The sequence below is a fragment of the Caulobacter sp. DWP3-1-3b2 genome, assembly GCF_049896325.1.
Lineage (GTDB): Bacteria > Pseudomonadota > Alphaproteobacteria > Caulobacterales > Caulobacteraceae > Caulobacter.
This window is the reverse complement of record NZ_JAFCUB010000002.1, coordinates 221,095-239,056: the sequence shown is the minus strand read 5'-3', so window position 1 is coordinate 239,056 and position 17,962 is coordinate 221,095. Positions and strand designations below refer to the sequence as shown.

Here is a 17,962-nt window from a genome sequence, read left to right as displayed (position 1 = left end):
GTCTCCGACGCCGCCATCGGGCGTGGAGGGTATCTGCAAGGCCACGGCTTGGCGCCGCAGCCGCGGCCCAGCAACAGGCCGCCAAGACGACCGCGATCAAGCTGACGCCGATGGCGGCTTCGTCCAAATAGCATCGCCATCGGCATCGGCATCGGCATTGGCTGGCGTCGCGGACGGCTCGACGCCCGCGACGCCAGGCTGGGGCAACCGGACAATGACCAGCAAGGGGCTACGCCCGCTGTCGGATCTGGAGCGGGAAAGCCTCGCCCGGGTCAATCGCCTACTATCTGGCGCTTTCACCCTTGAGAACGCCGAAGACCTCCTGCGCAGTCTGCCGCGCGCCGCGCATGACGCCCACCAGTGTCGCCGAGGCAAAGCCCGTCCATTCGCCATAACCGACCAGCCAGAGCCTTGGCTCGAGAACCGACCGCGTACCTTGGACGTCGATCTTGCCTTCCGTGTTGACGACTCCCAGCGAGTTCAAGTGTTTCAGAGCCGGCCGAAACCCGGTGCACCAAATTACCGCATCAACCGTACTCTCGCTCCCATCCTCCCAAAGGACGCCGGTCGCGACGAACCTGGTGAATGGGCGCACGGCATGGAGCACGCCACGACCGCGCGCTGCTTGAACCGCCGGGATCATCACGATGTCGCCCAGGCCACCAGGTGGCGGACCTTCCGGCCCTGTCCCTCCCTGAGCCTTCCAACGTTGGGTGGCGCGCTCAAATAGAACCCGCCCGTCGACATCGTCAGGCAGAAAGCTTGGAGGTTGCTGTGTCACCCAGGTCGTCCCGGCCACTTGCGAAACCTCGGCTAGGATTTGGGCTCCGCTATTGCCGCCGCCGACGACCAGAACGGCTTGGCCGGCAAATGGCTCGGGGCCTTGATAATGGGCCGAATGGACCTGACGGCCCCGGAATTGGTCACGGCCTTGGTAGTCGGGGATATGGGGCGCACGCCAGGTGCCGGTGGTGCTGATCACGGCGCCGGCGCGCCAGGTCCCCTTGTCTGTCGCCACCTCCATGCCGTCAGAATTCGCGGTCACGTTCAGGACCTCGACCGGACGTTCGATTCGCAAGCCGTACCGAGCCTCGTAGCGACTCAGATAATCGATGACCTCCTCGCGGCTGGGATAGGCGTCCCCGGTGGGCGCCATCGGCCAGCCCGGGAGTGAACTCCATTGCCCCGGGGAAAAGAGACGCAAGGAGGGCCAAGCGTGACGCCATGCGCCGCCAGCCGCCGGTTCGCCGTCGAGAATGACGAAGGACAGGTTGGTGCGGCGAAGAAAGTAAGCCGTCGCCAAGGCTGATTGGCCACCGCCGATGATCGCGACATCGCGGGTCCGAGTTTCATTGGCGACCATCTCATCACCTCCGGGCAGCTTCGATCGAGGGCACTATCGCTGCTGGGGCGAGGCCCTCGACGCGTTCGGCGGCTTAAAAGCTCATTGAGGACCCTCTGTCCGCTGGATCGTCCAACGCTCGACGACGGTGAGGACCTCGCGATGGCCCGGTGGGGTCGCATAGTCCACCAGGGTGATGATTTGAGGTTGGGCTTCCAGCAGAACGACGCTGTTGGCGCCAGGGTGCGGTGTGAACCCGGACTCGGGTGGTAGGGCCTGGATCGTCTTGTTCAGGCGTTCGATCAGTTCGAAGTCGCGAACTTCGGTGGCATGGGCGGACATCGACAGGCTGTAGGGACCCGCCGCGCCGCCGCCGATGGCGATCGACACCCGCGGGTCTCGGGTAATGTTGGCGAACTTCTGGCTGCCGGTGGCGACCACGAAATAGAGCGCGTGCTCGCGCCGGAAATAGTTCACCAGCGTGACCTGGGGCCAACCGTCGGGCCGGTTCGTCGCCAGGGCCATCAGATGGCGACTGTCGAGGACAGAGAGGATGCGCGCCTGAAGGTTGGCTTCATCGGCGCTCTGCGGGATCTGACTTGAAGGCGGGGGCGTAAGGGGCATTGCTGTCTTCCTTTTCTAGCGGCTGAGATGGGTCATCAAGTTGAGCGGCTTGGCAGGCGCGCGCCCAGGGTTCGGACCAAGCCAAACCAGCCGCCACTGGCGAACCCGACCAGCAGGGCGCTGGCCAACAGGCCCGGTGAGGGCGGCGCGACCTTGAAGATGGCGTCCAGGGTCGGCACAGCGAAGATCAGGGCCAGGAAGCCCGCTGCGGCCGAGGTGATCAGCCAGTAGATCTTGCGATGCGGCGCGAACAGACGCCCCCCTGACGACGAGGCGTCGGCCAAGGCCAGCGTGAGGTTGCCGGCGACAAGCGTCAGGAAGGCCGCGCCTCTGGCCTGCTCCTCCCCTTGATGGCCGAGCGACCAGAGATAGACACCCAACACCCCGGCCAGGACGCCGGCGCCCTGCAACATGGCCAGGCCAAGTTGCCTGGGGCCAAATAGCGGCTCATCACGCGGTCTGGGCGGCTGCTTCATCGCGCCGGCGCCGCCCGGTTCGGCCTCGAACACCATGGCGCAGACCGGATCGATGACCAGTTCCAGAAACACGACGTGCATGGGGTAGAGCAGGGGCGGCAGACCCATGACGATCGGGATCAGCGCCACCCCGGCGATGGGAACGTGGATGGCGGTGATATAGACCAGCGCCTTGCGCAGGTTGGCGAAGATCCGTCGGCCCAATCGGACGCCACCGACGATCGAGGCAAAGCTGTCGTCGAGAATGACGAGGTCGGCGGCCTCGCGGGCCACATCGGTGCCCCTCTGACCCATGGCGATGCCGATATGCGCCGCTTCGAGGGCCGGCGCGTCATTGACGCCGTCGCCGGTCATGGCGACGACCTGGCCGCCGGCCTTGAGAGCCTGGACGATGCGAAACTTCTGCTCGGGCATGATGCGGGCGAAGACCCGGGTCCGGCCAAGGCGCTCCGCCAGGGCGGCGTCGTCCAGGGCGGCGATCTCGTCGCCGAGCAAGACGCCGCCAGAGACATCCAGGCCCGCCGCCTTGGCGATGGCCAGGGCGGTGGCGGGATGATCGCCGGTGATCATCAGCACGGAGATCCCGGCTTCTCGCGCCTCTCTCAGGGCCGCGGGCACGTCTGGACGGACGGGATCGAGGAAACCGACAAGCCCAGCAAATGCGAACGGCGCCTCCACGGGGTCATCCGGGAAGGGGGTCTTCGTCTGGCAGGAGGCCACGCCCAGGACACGCAGACCCTGGACGGCGAACTCTTCGACAAGGGAAGTCAAGCGCTCGGCCTGGTCATCGGGCAAGCGGCAAAGCCTGAAGATCGCCTCGGGCGCGCCCTTGGCGGCGGCCTGCCACTCACCTCCGGGCGCTGACCAGACCTGGATCATGGCCATCATTTCGGGGCGAAGCGGCCAGGTCCTGGCGGGCTCACTCGCGGTAACGGGCGAGACCGTGTCGCGTGGCGTCAGGAGCGCTCGAACGGCCTTGTCCATTGGATCGACCGGGCGAACGGCGCAGGCCAGTCCGGCAATCTCCAGCAGTTGCTCCGCGCCGCCGCCAGGCGCTGTATCCGGTTCAACGAGGCAGTCGCCGTCTTCCGTCCACAGGCGCGCGACCCGCATCTTGTTTTGGGTGAGGGTGCCGGTCTTGTCGACGCAGAGAAAGGAGGCGCCGCCCAGCGCCTCGATCGCGGCGCTACGACGGACCAGCACCTTTTGCCTGGCCAGCCGCCCGGCGCCCAGCGCCAGGAAGACGGCCAGCACCATCGGGAATTCCTCGGGGATCAGGGCGATGGCGACAGTGATCCCGGCCAGCATGCCCCCGACCCAGTCCTGGCGCAGCAGACCGTAGGCAAGGGTGACGAGGCCGCAAAAGGCGATGGCCGCCAGGCCAAGCAGCGTGACCAGGCGTCCGGCCGTTTTTTGCAGCGGCGTAGGCTCATGGACGATGGCCGCCAGCGACACCCCGATCTTGCCCAGCGCCGTTCTGGGACCGGTCTTGCCGATCCGGGCCACGGCCTGGCCGCGAACCACCAAGGTGCCGGAGAACAGATAGGGTCCCGTCTCGGCGCCGGGCTGGGTGCCGGCATCGGCCGTTTCACCGTCCGTCAGCGGACGTTTTGAAACCGGTGCGGACTCGCCCGTCAACGCGGACTCGTCGACGCTCAGGACGTCGCCGGCCACCAGCGCGCCGTCGGCGGGCAGGCGCTCGCCTTCGCCAACCAACACGATGTCGCCGGGGACCAGGTCACGCGCGGCCAGGCGCGCTTCTACCCCATCGCGGATTACCCGGGCGTGCGGTTGCGAGAGATCACGCAGCGCCGAAAGGGCGCGCTCGCTACGGGCTTCCTGCAGGACCACCAAGCCGATGGTGGCTAAGGCCCCGGCCATCAGGAATAAGCCCTCGCCCAGGTCTCCGAGCACCAGATAGAGGCCGGCGGCGCCGATCAGCAGCAGGAACATCGGCTCACGCAGGGTGTCGAGGATGATCCGCGCCAGCCCTCGGGCCGAGGCTTGCGGCAGGGCGTTGGGACCAAATTCGGACAGGCGCTGGGCGACCTCGGTCTTGGTCAGTCCCCTCAGGACGTCGCGTGCCATAGTGCAGATCCGATCCGCCGGCGCTCGCCGGTCTTGGAGGTCAGTGCGACAGAAGGACGGGGCAGCCTGGACGCGCCAGCATGTGCTGGGTGGCGCCGCCCAGCAGGAATTCCTGGGTGCGGGAATGGCCGTAGGCGCCCATGACCAGCAGGTTCGGCGCCGTCCCATCGAGATATCGGTCAAAGGCCGGTCCGATCGCTTCGCCGCCGGCATCCACCTCGTCCAGCGTGGTGTTGACCCCATGAGCAGCCAGATGACGCTGCGCCTGGGCGCCGGTCGTCGATAGGACGCCAGGCTTCTCGTTCAAGACGGTCAGGATCCGCACATGCTTGGCGCGGACCAGGATCGGCAGGGCGTCCGCCAGGGCTCGGGCGGCGTTGCGGCTGCCGTCCCAGGCGACCACAACCTCCTTTGGGCCTTGGGTCAGCGCCGCCGCCGTACCCGGTCGGAAGGTCAGAATCGGTCGTCCGGACTCGAAGATCACACTTTGCGCGATGTCGAGCTGACCGTTGGGGCCATCGACCAATGGCAACAGGCAAAGATCATAGGTCCTGGCGACCCTGGCGACCTTGCCGGCGACATCATAGTGATTTGCTTTGGCGGAGATGGCGTCCTTGTAGACCCCCGCGTCCCTCGCCCGGCCGATAAAATGCCCCAACACGTCCTGACAGGCTTGGCTGCTGCGCGACTCCTCGGCGGCGGCCATGGCGCTCAGCCCGATCAGGTAGTCGGCCAGGCGATTGCTATGAACGGCGATCTCGATCTCGAAGGCCAGGCCGGTGACCTTGTCGCCAAGGCTGGCGGCCAACAGGACGGCTTCCTCGATCACGGCCTCCGGCGTGGGCGTCGGATAGGTGTCGATATGCAGCAACAGGTCACGGAAGGCCATCTCGACAACTCCGGATTTTGGTGGGATCAAAGGTGTCATCGGGCGGCGCGCGTGCCCGTCGGCCGATATCGACGACAGCGGAACGTTGGGAGAGAGCAGGTCACGGGGCTTGCCTAGGATCAGAGGCCAAGGGAATGAGCTCGGCGATGACCGGTCGCCCAAGGCCAAGGTCATAACGTTCACCCTCGACCCAGAGCACCATCGCCCCGCCGGATTCCAGGGTCGCCTCCAGCCGACACGTCCTGCGGTCGATCTTGATCCTGACTTGGCGACCGCGCCATTGGACGGGGAAGGTCAGGCTGAGCCAGGCGTCGGGCAGTCGCGGTTCCAATGACAGGCCGTCGTCGCGCAGGCTCAGGCCCGCCAACCCGAGCACGGCGATCATCCAGACCCCGCCCTGGGCGGCGGTGTGGATGCCGCCGGCGATAGCCACATGGGTGTCGCCCAGATCTATGGCGGAGGACTGCAACAAATAGGACAACGCCTTGTCGAGCTGTCCCAGGCGAGCGGCGACCAAGCCATGCAAGGCCCGACTAAGCGAACTGCCGTGACCGCATCGCGCCTCGTAATAGGCGAAGTTTGCGCGTGTGGCTTGCGGCGTGAACTCGTCCGGTAGCAGCGCCAGCAGGGCTACCACGTCGGCCTGTTTGATCACCTGGGACCGGGCGGTGCGATCGCGACCCAGCACGGTATCCATCGGCACGGACCGCCCGGCATAGGCGGCCAGGTCGATGTCTTCCAGATCGAGAAAGCCCTTGAACTGTGCGGTCAGGCCCGTCGCCAGGTCCTCGCCCGTAGCCATCGTTTCGGCGACACGGGACCAGTCGGTCATCTCGACCCGCGTCAAGCCAAGCCGACCCGAGAGCGCCGTCCACGCCGCTGGCCACCGCGCGGAGAAACAGGCCGCGACCTCCAGGGCCCGGCGGATGTTCCAGCGTGCCATGAGGTTGGTGTAGGCGTTGTCATCAACGCCTACGTGATACTCGTCAGGCCCGATCACGCGCCGGATGTGATGCACACCGTCTGTGTCCGGAGCGGCGCGGCTGGCCCAGAAGCGTGCAGTCTCCAGTAGAATCTCCGCGCCCGCTTCGCGCAGGAACGCCTCATCGTCGGTCGTCCGCCAATATTGCCAGACCGCGTAGGCGACGTCGGCGCTTATGTGCTGTTCCTGCTCGCCGGTGAGGATATCGAGGACCTGACGATCGGGACCGACCCACTGGTCTGGGGTCGTTTCCGCGCCGGTGTCGGCTGACTCCCAGGCATATAGGGCCCCGCGCCAGCCCATGGCCGCCGCCTTGGCGCGCGCGCCTTCCAGGGTGTGGAAGCGGTACATCAACAGAGCCCTCGCCGCGCTTGGCCAGGTGAAGGTGTAGAAGGGCAGCAGGAATATCTCGGTGTCCCAGAAGGTATGACCCAGATAGTCCTCTCCGGTCAGGGCCCGCGCGCCGATGGACACGTGCTCGTCCTCCGGGTCGGCCGCGCCGTTCAGGTGATGCAGGGCGAACCGCAGGGCCTGCTGAGCGGCCGGGTCGCCGTCAATTTGCACGTCGCTTGATGTCCAGCGCTCGGCCCAGGCGGCGGCATGGTCCGCGATCAAGCCCGCAAAGCCGCGCCGGACGGCTCGGGCCAGGATCGACGGGGCCGCCTTGACAACATCGACGTCTAAGTCGGCGGCGTCCGTGCGGACAAAAGCAACGATGCGCTCGAAATCGATCTGCTGCCCCGGACTGGCCTTCCACGTCCAGCGCCGATGGAAGGGACTCAAGACTTCGCCCGCCAGCGTTTCGCCATCGATCAACACGGACGCCGTCGAGGCGATCGCCAGTCGCTTTGCCGAACGCCGCGTGCGCCAAACGCCCAGATCCCGCTCCAGGGTTTCGGGGATGAGCCCCAGGTCGAGGCCCTCGAAGTCGGCCTCCAGCGTCAGGTCACTCTCGCCGTCATCGACGCGGAGACGCAGCCCCTGAAGCCCGATCTGTCTTTGGCTCAGCGACACCAGGCGCAGCGACCGCACACCCAGGCGCAAGCCCCTAGCCTCGACGGAGTGGCAATCGCTCGATACAAGGCCGCGCCTCATGTCGAGCGTCATGCTGTGCTCGGAGATCGCCTCGGGATCGTGGGCGAGGAGTCCCGCAGCGGTCGCGAGCTGAACCCGTAGCCAATCGGGACCGGGCGCCAGGGCCGAAACCGACCCTTGCGCCGAGGCGGTGTCGAACAGGCCCGCGACATAGGTGCGGCTTGGCGCGACCCGGCCTCCGCCGCGATTCAGGGCCGGAGCGCCCCTGACACCCAGAAAGCCATTGCTGATCGCCAAGCGTGTCTCGCGGCTGCTCTGGCGCAGCGGGTCGCAGCCCGCCTCCGTCCATAACCAAGTGGGATCGGCTGTCGGCGCGAACGGGTCGGTCATCGCTCAACGTCCGTTCCTGCCAGGCGAAGGCCAAGTCGGCCCTGCTTAAGGCTGCGCAGGCTTATTTCATCGAGGCTGGAGACCACCAGATCGGCTCCGGCCGCGCGCAGCGGCGCCGCATCGTTCAATCGCGCGACGCCCAGCGCGGTCATGCCCGCGGCACGCGCCGCCATGATCCCGGACGTCGCGTCCTCGATGACCAGACAACGATGGGGGTCAATGCCGAGTTCCGCTGCGGCCAGGCTGAAAATCTCGGGGTCCGGCTTTCCCCGGGCCAGGTCACGGCCACAAATCTCGGCGGCAAAAAAGTCAGCGAGGCGGCGGCCGCCCGTCAAGGTGATCACCCGCAACATGGCGCTCGCGTTCTTGGAGGCCGAGGCGACCGCCATGGGAAAGCCAAGGCTCGCCAAAGCCGCCACCAATCTTAGGGCGTCAGGAAAGGCGCGCACGCCGCCCTTTGCGATCAGGGCTTCGAGGCGGGTCTGCTTGGCTTTGGCATAGGCGCCCGCCTGGATTTCCCAGTTGGCCACCCCCAAGGCCTCAAGCGCGGCCCGCGCCCCATCCTGGCGCGACTTTCCAGCGACCTTGGCTTGATAGAGCCCCGTCGTGAATTGCGCCGAATCGCCGAATCCGGTCAGCGCCTCACGCCAGGCCCGCTCGTGAGGCGACGCCAGCAGCACACCATCGACGTCAAAAATGACGGCGGCCAGCGTGCTGGGTTCGCGCTGGGTGATGGGGCCGGGGGCAAGTCCCTGGACTTCAGGCGGGGGAACCATAAGGTCCTTCAGGCCGCCGCCAGGCAGGCCTGCCGGGTGTGTTGCAAGACCCGAAAGCGGCGGGCTCCGTCGAACACCACCAAACCTTCGGCCTGAATCTGGGTGACCATCCGCGACACGGTTTCGATCGTCAGGCCCAGATAATCGGCAATGTCCTGGCGGCTCATGGACAACTGGGTCCATGCGCCACGCGCTGGAGCGCCTATCTCGAACAGGAAACCCGACACGCGCTCGAAAGCGCTCTTGCGGGTGAGAAGCATCATGTGATCTTCGGCGCGCTGAAGTTCGAGCCCCGTGGCTAGCCAACTCATACGCTCAACGCGGACCCCGTCTTCGCCATGGTATTTGAGCGCCGAGCGCTCGATGACGAGCACCTTCGCCGCATCCAAGGCTTCGGCCGAGGATCGGTGCTGGCCTCCGATCTCAAGGCCAAAGAAGTCGCCGGGGAAGTAGAAGCCGCCCACTTGCCGGCGGCCGTCTTCCAGCAGGCGGGTCCGGCGCACCGAACCCACCAGAACCCGGTAGAGCAGATCGGCGTCTTCCTCCTGAGCATAGATCTCCTCGCCCGCCTCGAAGCGCAGATGCGCGCCGATGGCCTCGAAAGAATCTTGCGGGGCGCATCCGGCGATCGAGATCGGCGCGCGATCAGGCGTGAGGGTGCAGAAGGTCATCCGGCGTCTCCAGGAACGCCATCATGGATATGGCGTCGCGGGGAGCGGTGACATTGGTGACAATACTTAGAGCGCCGCCGCCGCTAGAGCATTTTTCGAGCGAAGTGGTTCCGGTTCGCGTGAAGAAAAATGCGTCAAAACAGAAGATTAGAGCTCACGGCCTGACGCAGTCAGGTCGGGAAATGCTCTAGCGCCGGTTAGACGGCCAAGACCGAAGCGCGAACCCGCTGGAGAAGGTCGTCGGCGGCGTCCTGGCGCATGGGGGCGACGATGCCGCCCAGGTGCTCATGTCCCAGGACCCGAAGGCCCGTCACCGCCGCCAAATGTAGATCGAACACGCTCATCAGGGCATTGAGGGCGCCGGTGGAGTCGATCCAATGTTCCGGCGCGCCGGAGGTCGAGAAGGTCATCAGGGTCTTGCCGACCAGCAAGGGATCGCCGCCGTGGGATCCAGGCTGGTAGCCAAAACCCATGCTGAACACCCGATCGATATAGCCCTTGAGAATGGCTGGCGGCGCGTTGAACCAGAAGGGGTAGACGAACACGAAATGCTCGACGTCAGCCAGGAGAGCACGTTCGGCGATGATGTCGGGCGCCATGGTCCAGCCTTGCGGCGTCGGGAGCTCGCCGGTCTTGAGGCGAGGATCGAAGTCCATCGCATAAAGATCCCGCAGCACGACCTCCGCGCCCGACGCCTCGATCGTCTCAACAGAGGTGCGGCTGACCGCGGCGCAGAAGCTTGACGGCTTGGGGTGGGCGAGGATGACGGCGGTCTTCATGACGACTTCCTAGGAGGTGGACGGGCTGCTGGCGCCATCGCTAGCGGCAATTGGGCGCCTCGCCTTGATCCGGATCATGCGCCTTCGAGATCGGATGGCATGCACCTACGGGAAATTGCGGATGTCGGCGGCGATCAGGGTGAACGACAACGAGCCGTGCCGCTGCGGGAGATCTCCATGCTCAGTTCACAATCGGACTTTGAGTTCGCCGAAAGTTCTCATCGCGAAACGATTCACGACCTGCGCAATCTTTTCACGGTCATCGTCTCCGCGCGACGTCTGCTGGGCAGGGACCGCACCTCCCAGCGGGGTGAGGATCTGTTGGCCGCCATTGAAGACGCGGCCTTTCGCGGAAGCCAGCTGACGACGAACCTCTTGGCGAGGGACGGGCAGGAGGCGGCTCCGCTCACGCGCGCGGAATAGCGCGGAGCCCTTCCCGGCTCAGCCGCCTGGCATGAGCGAGGCGGGCAGGGTGAGCCTGCGCTCCACGATGCGCAGCGCCGGCTCGTCGGGCAGGCGCGGACCGTGAAGCCCATCTCGCATTCCAGGCGGATCGCCCGATCACTGTCAGCGCTCTCGATCGATTCCACGACCTTCGCGCCCCGGGCGCGCGTGTAATGCAGGACATGGTCGAGCAGGGTCCAGCCCAGACCCTTGCTCTTCAGGTCCGAGCGCACCGAAAGGACGACCTCGGCGCGCTCCGGATCGGCTCCGGTGGCGAGCATCGCCATAGCGATCACCGTCTGCCCGTCCTCAGCAAAGGCCAGGAAGGTGATCGTGCGGCAATAGTCCACCTGGGTCATCATCGCCAGGCGGCCATCATCGGCGGCGCACAGGCTGCTGAGGAACCGGAGCGCAGGTCCTCGGGCGTCAGATCGGCGAAGAACGTGGCGATCGCCGGCTCGTCGTCGGGGCGAACCGGGCGAACGTGGAGGGCCAGGCCAGAGCGGGTCTTCAGATCGGCTGCCCAGTCAATGGCGCCGGCGCGATGACCATGCGTGTGCCTTGGCTGGCGTGCGCCGTTATGACGATCCGGGCGTCGAGCGCCAGGACGCCTTGGGCGTCGACCAGCAGGGGGTTGATGTCGAGCTCCAGGATATCGGGCAGGTCGACGGCGATCGCCGACAGCGCCTCCAGCACGGCGATCAAGCCCGACACATCGGCGGGCAGCTCATCGCGATAGCCCGCCAGGAGCCGCGATATACGGGTCCGGTCGATCATGGCGCGCGCCAGGGCGTCATCGAGTGGCGGCAGGCCGAGCGCCTTGTCGTTCAGGACCTCGACGGCCTTGCCGCCAGCCCCGACCATGATCACGGGGCCGAAGGTGGCGTCGTCGGCGATCCCGACGATCATCTCGTGGCTTCCCGCGCGGACGACCATGGTTTCGACGGCGAAGCCCTTGATGTCGAACTCCGGATGCTCCCAGCCGATCCGCTCCGCCATGGCCCGTGCCGCCGCGACGGCCTCGTCGGCGTCGGCGAGGTCTAGAACCACGCCGCCGACGTCCGACTTGTGACTGATCCGTGGGGAGATGATCTTGACGGCGTAGGGCGCTTTGAGCCCTTCACAGGCCTGGCCGACATCGTCGGCGGTGGCGGCGAACCGGGTCGGGACCACGGGAACCCCGTAGGCTGCGAGCAGCGCCTTGGCCTCGACCTCGCTGAGCAGGGTGCGGCCTTCGACACGCGCCGAGGCGATCAACGCCTGGGCCGCAGTCTGGTCGCCGACCCCCTCGACACGACCGGTCGCAGCGTCCGTCAAGCTCGCGCGGGCGCGTTGCGCGGCGACGAGGTAGCCGAACCCGCGGATCGCGGCGTCCGGCGTGTCGGACAGCGGGATCCTGGCCGCCGCGAAGATCGGGCCGACGGCCTCTCGATTGGTGTCGCCTAACCAGCAGGCCAGGATCGGCTTGAGCGATCGGCGCGCCGGCGCCTGCGTAAGGCCGGCGATCAGGTCCCTGGCGATTTCGTCAGGGGAGGAGAGGGCGGTCGGGCAGTTGATCACCAGGACCGCATCGACCCCGGCGTCCTCAAGCACGATATCGAGCGCCGCGCGATAGCGGCCGGCATGGGCGTCGCCCATTACATCAATCGGATGGCCATGCGACCAGCCTTCGGGAAGCGCGAGGTCGAGTTTTGAAAGCGTCTCCGGAGACAGATCGGCCAGTCTCGCGCCGGTGGAGGTCATGGCGTCGAGCGCCAGGATGCCCGCCCCACCGCCGTTGGTGACGATCGCCAGGCGGGAACCGGGAATCGCCGATCGCGACGACAGGGCCGTGGCGGCGTCGAGCAGGCCGCTCAGCGTCTCGACCATGACGATGCCCGCGCGCTCGAACGCGACGGCATGGACGTCGTAAGCCCCGGCCAAGGCGCCGGTATGGGAAAGCGCCGCCTTGCCGGCGGCCGCGGTTCGTCCTGCCTTCAAGGCGATCACCGGCTTGATTCGCGTCGCCGCTCGCGCCGCCGACATGAACTTGGCGGTGTTGGTCACGCCCTCGACGTACATCAGGATGGCGTCGGTGTGCGGGTCGGCGGCGAACAGGTCGATGAGGTCGCCCAGGTCCGCCTCGGCCATGTCTCCCACCGAAACGATCCCCGAAAAGCCGATATCCCGCGTCGAGGCCCAATCGACGATGCCGCTGATCAGGGCCCCGCTCTGGGAGATCAAGGCTAGGCGTCCGGGCGCGGCCGCGCCGCGCGCGAAGGAGGCGTTGAGCCGCGCCGGCGGAACCAGGAGGCCCAGGCCGTTTGGGCCGATGATCCGCAAGCCCGACGGCTTGGCCGCCGCCAGCATCGCTGCGCGCAATCCATTGGCGTGAGTGATTCCCGAAGAAATCACGACCGCCACCTTCACGCCCCGCGCGCCAAGTTGAGCGATGACCTCAGGCACGGCAGGTCCTGGCGTGATCACCACGGCCAGATCGGGAACCGAGGCAAGACCCGCGATACTGGCCGACCACAGGGCGCCGGCAACTTTCACCCGACGTGGATTGACGATGTGAACGGCGCCGGCAAAGCCCCCCGCCATCAAGTTGGAGACCACAACCTGTCCCACCCCGCCTGGACGGTCCGACCCGCCGACAACGACCACGGAGTCCGGTGACAGCAGCTTGGAAAGGTTGTGCAGGGACATGGCGACCTCGGGCGGCGCACGCGGCGCGTGAAAGCCCAGGGACTTGGCTCAGGCGAGCGCGGTCCGGCTATCCGTAGAGTCCCTCAATCGACCGGCGAGGCCGGTTGTCGTTTGCGCCACGCTCACCAGACGGGCATGGTTGATATCTGGTGCGCGGTCCGGGGCGTCCTGTCCGCGTCGCGCTCCAGCGATGCCTGGCGGAGGGCCCATGCCAGACATCCGTCGCAGAACCCAGATCCTTGCGCAGGGCTACGGCGCCACGTTCGTTACGGTCCTGCTCGCGGCTCTGGTCGGTTGGGTTTTGCAAACCTGGTTCGGGCTTCGCTCGTCCTACCTCCTGTTCATGGTTCCGGTCGTCGCCGCCGCGGCGTTGGGCGGGGTCGGCGCCGGTGTATGCGCCGCTGTCCTGGGGTTGCTTGCGAGCTTGCTCATCAGTGGCGGCCTGTCGCCGCAAGGAGAAAGGTTGATCGAACCGATCAGCTTCGTGATCGCCGCCAGTGGCGTGATCTTTATCGGAAGCCGGATCGGGGGCTTCCGGCGGCGTGCCATCGCCAGCGAGCTGGGCGCCGAACACCGCGCCCAGGAAGCCGCCCGCGTGGCTCGCGAGCTCAATTTGCTAATCGACGGCGCAACGGAATACGCGATCTACATGCTCGATCCGCAAGGTCGCGTGATGATCTGGAACGCGGGCGCCGAGCGTCTAAAGGGGTGGGAGGAGGGCGAGGCCTTGGGCCTCGATCTGTCGACCTTTTATCCGGAGGACGCCCGGCAGGCCGGAAAGCCTCAAGCCGATCTGGCGCGCGCTCGGGCGCAAGGTAAGTTCGAGGAGGAAGATTGGCGGCTGCGCAAGGATGGGTCGGAGTTCCTGGCTCATGTCTCGATCACCGCGCTACTTGACGAGACCGGAGTCCTCCAGGGGTTCGCCAAAGTCCTGCGTGATATCACCGACCAGCGGGCCAGCGAGCAATCCTTGAGCGCGGGCGCCAACCATCTACGGTCCATCCTCGCGACCGTCCCGGACGCCATGATCGTCATCGACCAGAGTGGATCCATCCTGTCGTTCAGCGCCGCAGCGGAGCGTCTGTTTGGCAGTCCGGAAGCGCAGATGCTGGGCCTTAACATCCGATGTCTCATGCCGCAGCCGGATCGCGAGCGACATGACGGCTACCTTGAACGCTACGTCACGACCGGCGAGCGGCGTATCATCGGTATCGGTCGGGTGGTGGTCGGCATGCGGCGGGACGGATCCACCTTTCCCATGGAGTTGTCGGTCGGTGAGGCGGTCGGGGACGGGCAGAGGGTGTTCACCGGCTTCATCCGCGACCTCACCGAAAAACAGCGTACCCAAGCCCGACTAGAAGAGTTGCAGGCCGAACTCATCCATGTCGCCCGGGTCAGCGGCATGGGAGCCATGGCCTCGACCCTGGCCCACGAACTCAACCAGCCGATCACCGCCGTGACCAACTATGTCGAGGCGGTGCGTGATCTGCTCGCCACGCCTGATCTGAACGATATGCCGATGATCCGCGAAGCTTTGGCCGATGCCGCCGGCCAAGCCCTCCGGGCTGGCCACATCGTGAGACGTCTGCGTGATTTCGTCGCGAGAGGCGAGGTCGACAAGACTGCGGAAAATGTCGAGGCCCTGGTGCGTGAAGCCGCAGCCTTGGGCCTGATGGGCGCGCGAGAGAGTGACGTGGCCTTGGAGTTTTCCCTCGATCCGGCGATTGGCGCCGTCCTGGTGGATAAGGTGCAGATCCAGCAGGTACTGATCAATCTGGCGCGCAACGCCGCGGAAGCGATGGCGGATCGTCCCGATCGGCGACTGTGGCTGTGTAGTCGCCCGGACGGTGAGAACCTGGTGCGGATCACCGTCGCTGATAATGGACCTGGCGTCGCGCCGGCTGTCGCCGACGGACTGTTCACCGCCTTTGTCAGTACCAAGAGCGATGGCATGGGCCTGGGGCTGTCGATCTGTCGCACCATCGTCGAGGCCAATGGCGGCCGCATCTGGTTCGAGGCGCGTCCTGGCGGCGGCGCGCAGTTTCACTTCACGCTGGTCAGAGCAGAGCTGGAGCCTGGCGATGGCCGATAGGCGAATGATCCACATCGTCGATGACGACGAGGCAATCCGGCGCTCGGCCGGTTTCATGCTCAAGACATCGGGCTATGCGGTGACGACCTTCGCGTCGGGTGTCGCCTTCCTGAGCGCCGCCAAGACCGTCGAGCCGGGGTGCGTGCTTCTGGACGTCCGCATGCCGGACCTGGACGGCCTGGAGGTGCAACGCCAGTTGGCCGAACGGGGTGTCTCGATGCCGATCGTCGTGCTCACCGGCCATGGCGACGTGTCCATTGCCGTGCGGGCGATCAAGGCCGGCGCGGTCGACTTCATCGAAAAGCCGTTCGAGAAGATCGTCTTGTTGAGCGCCATCGTGGCGGCGTTCGAGCGGCTCGACGACGCCAACGGACGCTCGGCCCGCGCCACCGACGCCGCAGTGGCCATCGCGGCCTTGACGGGGCGCGAGCAGGACGTCCTCGGAGGCCTGGCTCAGGGCCTGCCCAACAAGACCATCGCCTTCGATCTTGGCATCTCGCCCAGGACGGTCGAGGTGCATCGCGCCAATCTGATGACCAAGCTGCAGGTCAACAGTCTGTCCGAAGCCCTGCGGATCGCTTTCGCAGCGGGGCTTCAGGATGGGCAGCCTAGGACCAATACGTAACGACGGCCCGGTAATGCCGTGCGACATGGTGCCCAAGCGTCACCTTTGTCAGGCCGCGTCCGACAGGCCCTAAAATGAACCGCGATTTGATCCCGTCCGAGCAAAGTCGCCCCCAGGTGTTGCTGGTCGAGGATGACCACGGGGTTCGACGCTCTCTTCAATTGCTCTTGCGCGGCCGGGGCCTGGATGTCCGCGCCTACGCCTCAGGGGCGGCGCTGCTCGCCGACCCTCGTGCGCTATCGGCCGCCTGTCTGGTGGCCGACTACAAGATGCCGGAGCTGAGCGGGTTCGACGTTCTGAGGGGACTGCTTGATCTGGGTTGGACGGGCCAGGCGCTGCTGATCACCGGTTTTCATACCGCCGAACTCGTGGCGCGCGCTCACCAGGCGGGGTTCAGCGGTGTGGTCGAAAAGCCGCTGGTGGACAGCGTTCTGGTCGAGGCCGTGGAGCGACTGACCCGGGTCCCCCTCGATCCGGCGACCTAAGTAATAGTCCCAAATGCGCTCGCCGCGCCGGGTCGATATCCAAGGTGTGGATACACGCCGACCGGCTCTTGCTTGGTCCTGCGCCTTTGGAGATACGCCATGGACAAGACCATGAAGGCCGCCTCCGTGCGGTCGTTCGGCCAGCCGCTGGTCATCGAGGAGGTGAAGATCCCCAATCCCGGCCGTGGCCAGGTCCTGGTGAAGATCGCCGCCTGCGGGGTTTGTCACACCGACCTTCACGCGGCGCATGGCGATTGGCCGATCAAGCCGTCTCCGCCATTCATCCCCGGTCACGAAGGGGTGGGAACCGTGGTGGCGGTCGGCGAGGGCGTCGAGCACGTTAAGGAAGGCGACAGGGTCGGCGTGCCCTGGCTGTTCTCGGCTTGCGGCCACTGCGTCCATTGCCTGGGTGGCTGGGAAACGCTCTGCGAGGCCCAGCAGAACACCGGATATTCGGTGAATGGCGCATTCGCCGAATATGTCGTCGCCGACGCCGACTATCTGGGTCACTTGCCCGACAACATCAGCTTTCTTGAGATCGCGCCGATCCTCTGCGCCGGCGTCACCGTATACAAGGGCCTAAAGGTCACCGACGCCAAGCCGGGCGACTGGGTGGCGATCTCCGGGATCGGCGGCCTGGGCCACATGGCGGTCCAGTACGCCAAGGCCATGGGCTTCAAGGTCGCGGCCGTCGATATCGACGACGACAAGCTGAACCTGGCCAAGAGCCTGGGCGCGTCTGTCACCGTCAACGCCCGCAACACCGATCCGGGTCCGTTCCTGCAAAAGGAGATCGGCGGCGCCCAAGGCGTCCTGGTCACGGCGGTGTCGCCCACGGCGTTCGCCCAGGCGATGGGTATGGTCCGGCGCGGCGGAACGGTGGCGCTGAACGGCCTGCCCCCCGGCGATTTTCCCCTGTCGATCTTCGACACCGTGCTGCGCGGGATTACCGTCCGCGGCTCGATCGTCGGCACCCGCCTGGACCTCCAGGAGGCGCTGGCCTTCGCCGCCGACGGCCGGGTGAAGGCCATCGTTCACGCCGAGGGGCTTTCGAACATCAACAGCATCTTTGATCGTATGAGCCGTGGCGAGATCGAGGGCCGGGTGGTGCTCGATTTCCAGGATAACGCCTGATGAAGACGTTCAATGTCGCGACGCTGGCCACCGGCGTTCTGCTGGCCAGTCTGGTCGGAGCCTGCACGTTGGCCGGGGCCCAACCTCAACGGCCGCCGACCGGGATGTCTGGCGGCCAACGGATCGCGGAACGTAACTGCGGCGGCTGTCACGCGGTGGCGGCGGGCGACAGCAAGCTCGCCGATGCGCCGCCGTTCCGCACGCTGCATGATCGCTATCCGCCTGGCGGCCTCGACGTGATCCTGCAAGAGGGCATGTTGCGTCCCAGCCGCATGCCCGAGGAAGGCTCACCGCCGTCTCACCCGCGCATGCCGATGGCCGATCTCGACGATGACGAGGTCGCTCAGCTCAAAGCCTATCTGAGAAACCTCGATCCGCGCCCGCTGGCCATCCAACCGCCAAGCCGCTGAAGCTCGACGCCGGGCCAAGGCTTGCTGCACCG

At 66.3% G+C, this 17,962-nt stretch carries 15 protein-coding genes and 1 pseudogene; 6 read left to right on the top strand and 10 right to left on the bottom strand.

The window, feature by feature from the left end:
• Positions 1 to 283 precede the first annotated feature (283 nt).
• From ACP7AG_RS02500 to ACP7AG_RS02465, 8 genes are all read right to left on the bottom strand, one after another.
• Positions 284 to 1,363, bottom strand: coding sequence for an ArsO family NAD(P)H-dependent flavin-containing monooxygenase (locus ACP7AG_RS02500; protein WP_426029675.1), 1,080 nt, complete (start codon positions 1,361 to 1,363; stop codon positions 284 to 286).
• Between the two features lie 81 nt (positions 1,364 to 1,444).
• Complete coding sequence (locus ACP7AG_RS02495) at positions 1,445 to 1,966, bottom strand: pyridoxamine 5'-phosphate oxidase family protein (RefSeq protein ID WP_426011323.1); 522 nt, start codon at positions 1,964 to 1,966, stop codon at positions 1,445 to 1,447.
• Between the two features lie 35 nt (positions 1,967 to 2,001).
• A complete protein-coding gene (locus ACP7AG_RS02490) occupies positions 2,002 to 4,539 on the bottom strand; it encodes a cation-translocating P-type ATPase (protein WP_426029687.1) in 2,538 nt (845 codons plus the stop codon).
• Positions 4,540 to 4,570: 31 nt separating this feature from the next.
• A complete protein-coding gene (locus ACP7AG_RS02485) occupies positions 4,571 to 5,419 on the bottom strand; it encodes a universal stress protein (RefSeq protein WP_426029674.1) in 849 nt (282 codons plus the stop codon).
• Between the two features lie 100 nt (positions 5,420 to 5,519).
• A complete protein-coding gene (locus ACP7AG_RS02480; protein WP_426029673.1) occupies positions 5,520 to 7,826 on the bottom strand; it encodes a glycoside hydrolase family 65 protein in 2,307 nt (768 codons plus the stop codon).
• Complete coding sequence (locus tag ACP7AG_RS02475) at positions 7,823 to 8,602, bottom strand: HAD family hydrolase (protein WP_426029672.1); 780 nt, start codon at positions 8,600 to 8,602, stop codon at positions 7,823 to 7,825. The genes ACP7AG_RS02480 and ACP7AG_RS02475 overlap by 4 nt, the downstream gene beginning before the upstream one ends.
• A gap of 8 nt (positions 8,603 to 8,610) precedes the next feature.
• Positions 8,611 to 9,273 (bottom strand): cyclic nucleotide-binding domain-containing protein, encoded by a 663-nt coding sequence (locus ACP7AG_RS02470; RefSeq protein ID WP_426011327.1) that lies wholly within the window; start codon positions 9,271 to 9,273, stop codon positions 8,611 to 8,613.
• A 197-nt stretch (positions 9,274 to 9,470) separates the two neighbouring features.
• The gene (locus ACP7AG_RS02465) at positions 9,471 to 10,052 is read right to left on the bottom strand and encodes an NAD(P)H-dependent oxidoreductase (RefSeq protein ID WP_426029671.1); all 582 of its coding nucleotides are present in this window, start codon (positions 10,050 to 10,052) and stop codon (positions 9,471 to 9,473) included.
• A gap of 99 nt (positions 10,053 to 10,151) precedes the next feature.
• On the opposite strand from ACP7AG_RS02465, the gene ACP7AG_RS02460 reads away from it, so the two are divergent.
• Positions 10,152 to 10,475 carry a hypothetical protein gene (locus ACP7AG_RS02460; protein ID WP_426011848.1) on the top strand — a complete coding sequence of 108 codons (324 nt, stop codon included), beginning with the start codon at positions 10,152 to 10,154 and terminating at the stop codon, positions 10,473 to 10,475.
• A gap of 164 nt (positions 10,476 to 10,639) precedes the next feature.
• Here ACP7AG_RS02460 and ACP7AG_RS02455 read toward each other — a convergent pair.
• Positions 10,640 to 10,777, bottom strand: a pseudogene (locus ACP7AG_RS02455) (hypothetical protein); the annotation flags it as partial.
• A 229-nt stretch (positions 10,778 to 11,006) separates the two neighbouring features.
• Positions 11,007 to 13,184 (bottom strand): acetate--CoA ligase family protein, encoded by a 2,178-nt coding sequence (locus ACP7AG_RS02450; RefSeq protein WP_426029670.1) that lies wholly within the window; start codon positions 13,182 to 13,184, stop codon positions 11,007 to 11,009.
• Positions 13,185 to 13,392: 208 nt separating this feature from the next.
• Here ACP7AG_RS02450 and ACP7AG_RS02445 point away from each other — a divergent pair, with 208 nt between their 5' ends.
• The 5 genes from ACP7AG_RS02445 to ACP7AG_RS02425 all read left to right on the top strand — a co-directional run bounded on the left by ACP7AG_RS02445 (position 13,393) and on the right by ACP7AG_RS02425 (position 17,930).
• Positions 13,393 to 15,276 carry a PAS domain-containing sensor histidine kinase gene (locus ACP7AG_RS02445; protein WP_426029669.1) on the top strand — a complete coding sequence of 628 codons (1,884 nt, stop codon included), beginning with the start codon at positions 13,393 to 13,395 and terminating at the stop codon, positions 15,274 to 15,276.
• Positions 15,266 to 15,901 carry a response regulator transcription factor gene (locus ACP7AG_RS02440; protein ID WP_426029668.1) on the top strand — a complete coding sequence of 212 codons (636 nt, stop codon included), beginning with the start codon at positions 15,266 to 15,268 and terminating at the stop codon, positions 15,899 to 15,901. The genes ACP7AG_RS02445 and ACP7AG_RS02440 overlap by 11 nt, the downstream gene beginning before the upstream one ends.
• Before the next feature lie 74 nt (positions 15,902 to 15,975).
• Positions 15,976 to 16,386 carry a response regulator gene (locus ACP7AG_RS02435; protein ID WP_426011332.1) on the top strand — a complete coding sequence of 137 codons (411 nt, stop codon included), beginning with the start codon at positions 15,976 to 15,978 and terminating at the stop codon, positions 16,384 to 16,386.
• A gap of 99 nt (positions 16,387 to 16,485) precedes the next feature.
• Positions 16,486 to 17,520 carry an alcohol dehydrogenase AdhP gene (gene adhP, locus ACP7AG_RS02430; RefSeq protein WP_426029667.1) on the top strand — a complete coding sequence of 345 codons (1,035 nt, stop codon included), beginning with the start codon at positions 16,486 to 16,488 and terminating at the stop codon, positions 17,518 to 17,520.
• Positions 17,520 to 17,930: a c-type cytochrome gene (locus ACP7AG_RS02425; protein ID WP_426011334.1), complete on the top strand. Its 411-nt coding sequence runs from the start codon at positions 17,520 to 17,522 to the stop codon at positions 17,928 to 17,930. The genes adhP and ACP7AG_RS02425 overlap by 1 nt, the downstream gene beginning before the upstream one ends.
• The last annotated feature ends 32 nt before the right edge of the window (positions 17,931 to 17,962 follow it).

Coding starts and splice junctions, on each gene's coding strand:
- ACP7AG_RS02500 (WP_426029675.1), bottom strand. CDS start 1,363: ATGGTCGCCAATGAAACTCGGACCCGCGATGTCGCGATCATCGGCGGT.
- ACP7AG_RS02495 (WP_426011323.1), bottom strand. CDS start 1,966: ATGCCCCTTACGCCCCCGCCTTCAAGTCAGATCCCGCAGAGCGCCGAT.
- ACP7AG_RS02485 (WP_426029674.1), bottom strand. CDS start 5,419: ATGGCCTTCCGTGACCTGTTGCTGCATATCGACACCTATCCGACGCCC.
- ACP7AG_RS02480 (WP_426029673.1), bottom strand. CDS start 7,826: ATGACCGACCCGTTCGCGCCGACAGCCGATCCCACTTGGTTATGGACG.
- ACP7AG_RS02475 (WP_426029672.1), bottom strand. CDS start 8,602: ATGGTTCCCCCGCCTGAAGTCCAGGGACTTGCCCCCGGCCCCATCACC.
- ACP7AG_RS02470 (WP_426011327.1), bottom strand. CDS start 9,273: ATGACCTTCTGCACCCTCACGCCTGATCGCGCGCCGATCTCGATCGCC.
- ACP7AG_RS02465 (WP_426029671.1), bottom strand. CDS start 10,052: ATGAAGACCGCCGTCATCCTCGCCCACCCCAAGCCGTCAAGCTTCTGC.
- ACP7AG_RS02460 (WP_426011848.1), top strand. CDS start 10,152: ATGCACCTACGGGAAATTGCGGATGTCGGCGGCGATCAGGGTGAACGA.
- ACP7AG_RS02450 (WP_426029670.1), bottom strand. CDS start 13,184: ATGTCCCTGCACAACCTTTCCAAGCTGCTGTCACCGGACTCCGTGGTC.
- ACP7AG_RS02445 (WP_426029669.1), top strand. CDS start 13,393: ATGCCAGACATCCGTCGCAGAACCCAGATCCTTGCGCAGGGCTACGGC.
- ACP7AG_RS02440 (WP_426029668.1), top strand. CDS start 15,266: ATGGCCGATAGGCGAATGATCCACATCGTCGATGACGACGAGGCAATC.
- ACP7AG_RS02435 (WP_426011332.1), top strand. CDS start 15,976: ATGAACCGCGATTTGATCCCGTCCGAGCAAAGTCGCCCCCAGGTGTTG.
- adhP (WP_426029667.1), top strand. CDS start 16,486: ATGGACAAGACCATGAAGGCCGCCTCCGTGCGGTCGTTCGGCCAGCCG.
- ACP7AG_RS02425 (WP_426011334.1), top strand. CDS start 17,520: ATGAAGACGTTCAATGTCGCGACGCTGGCCACCGGCGTTCTGCTGGCC.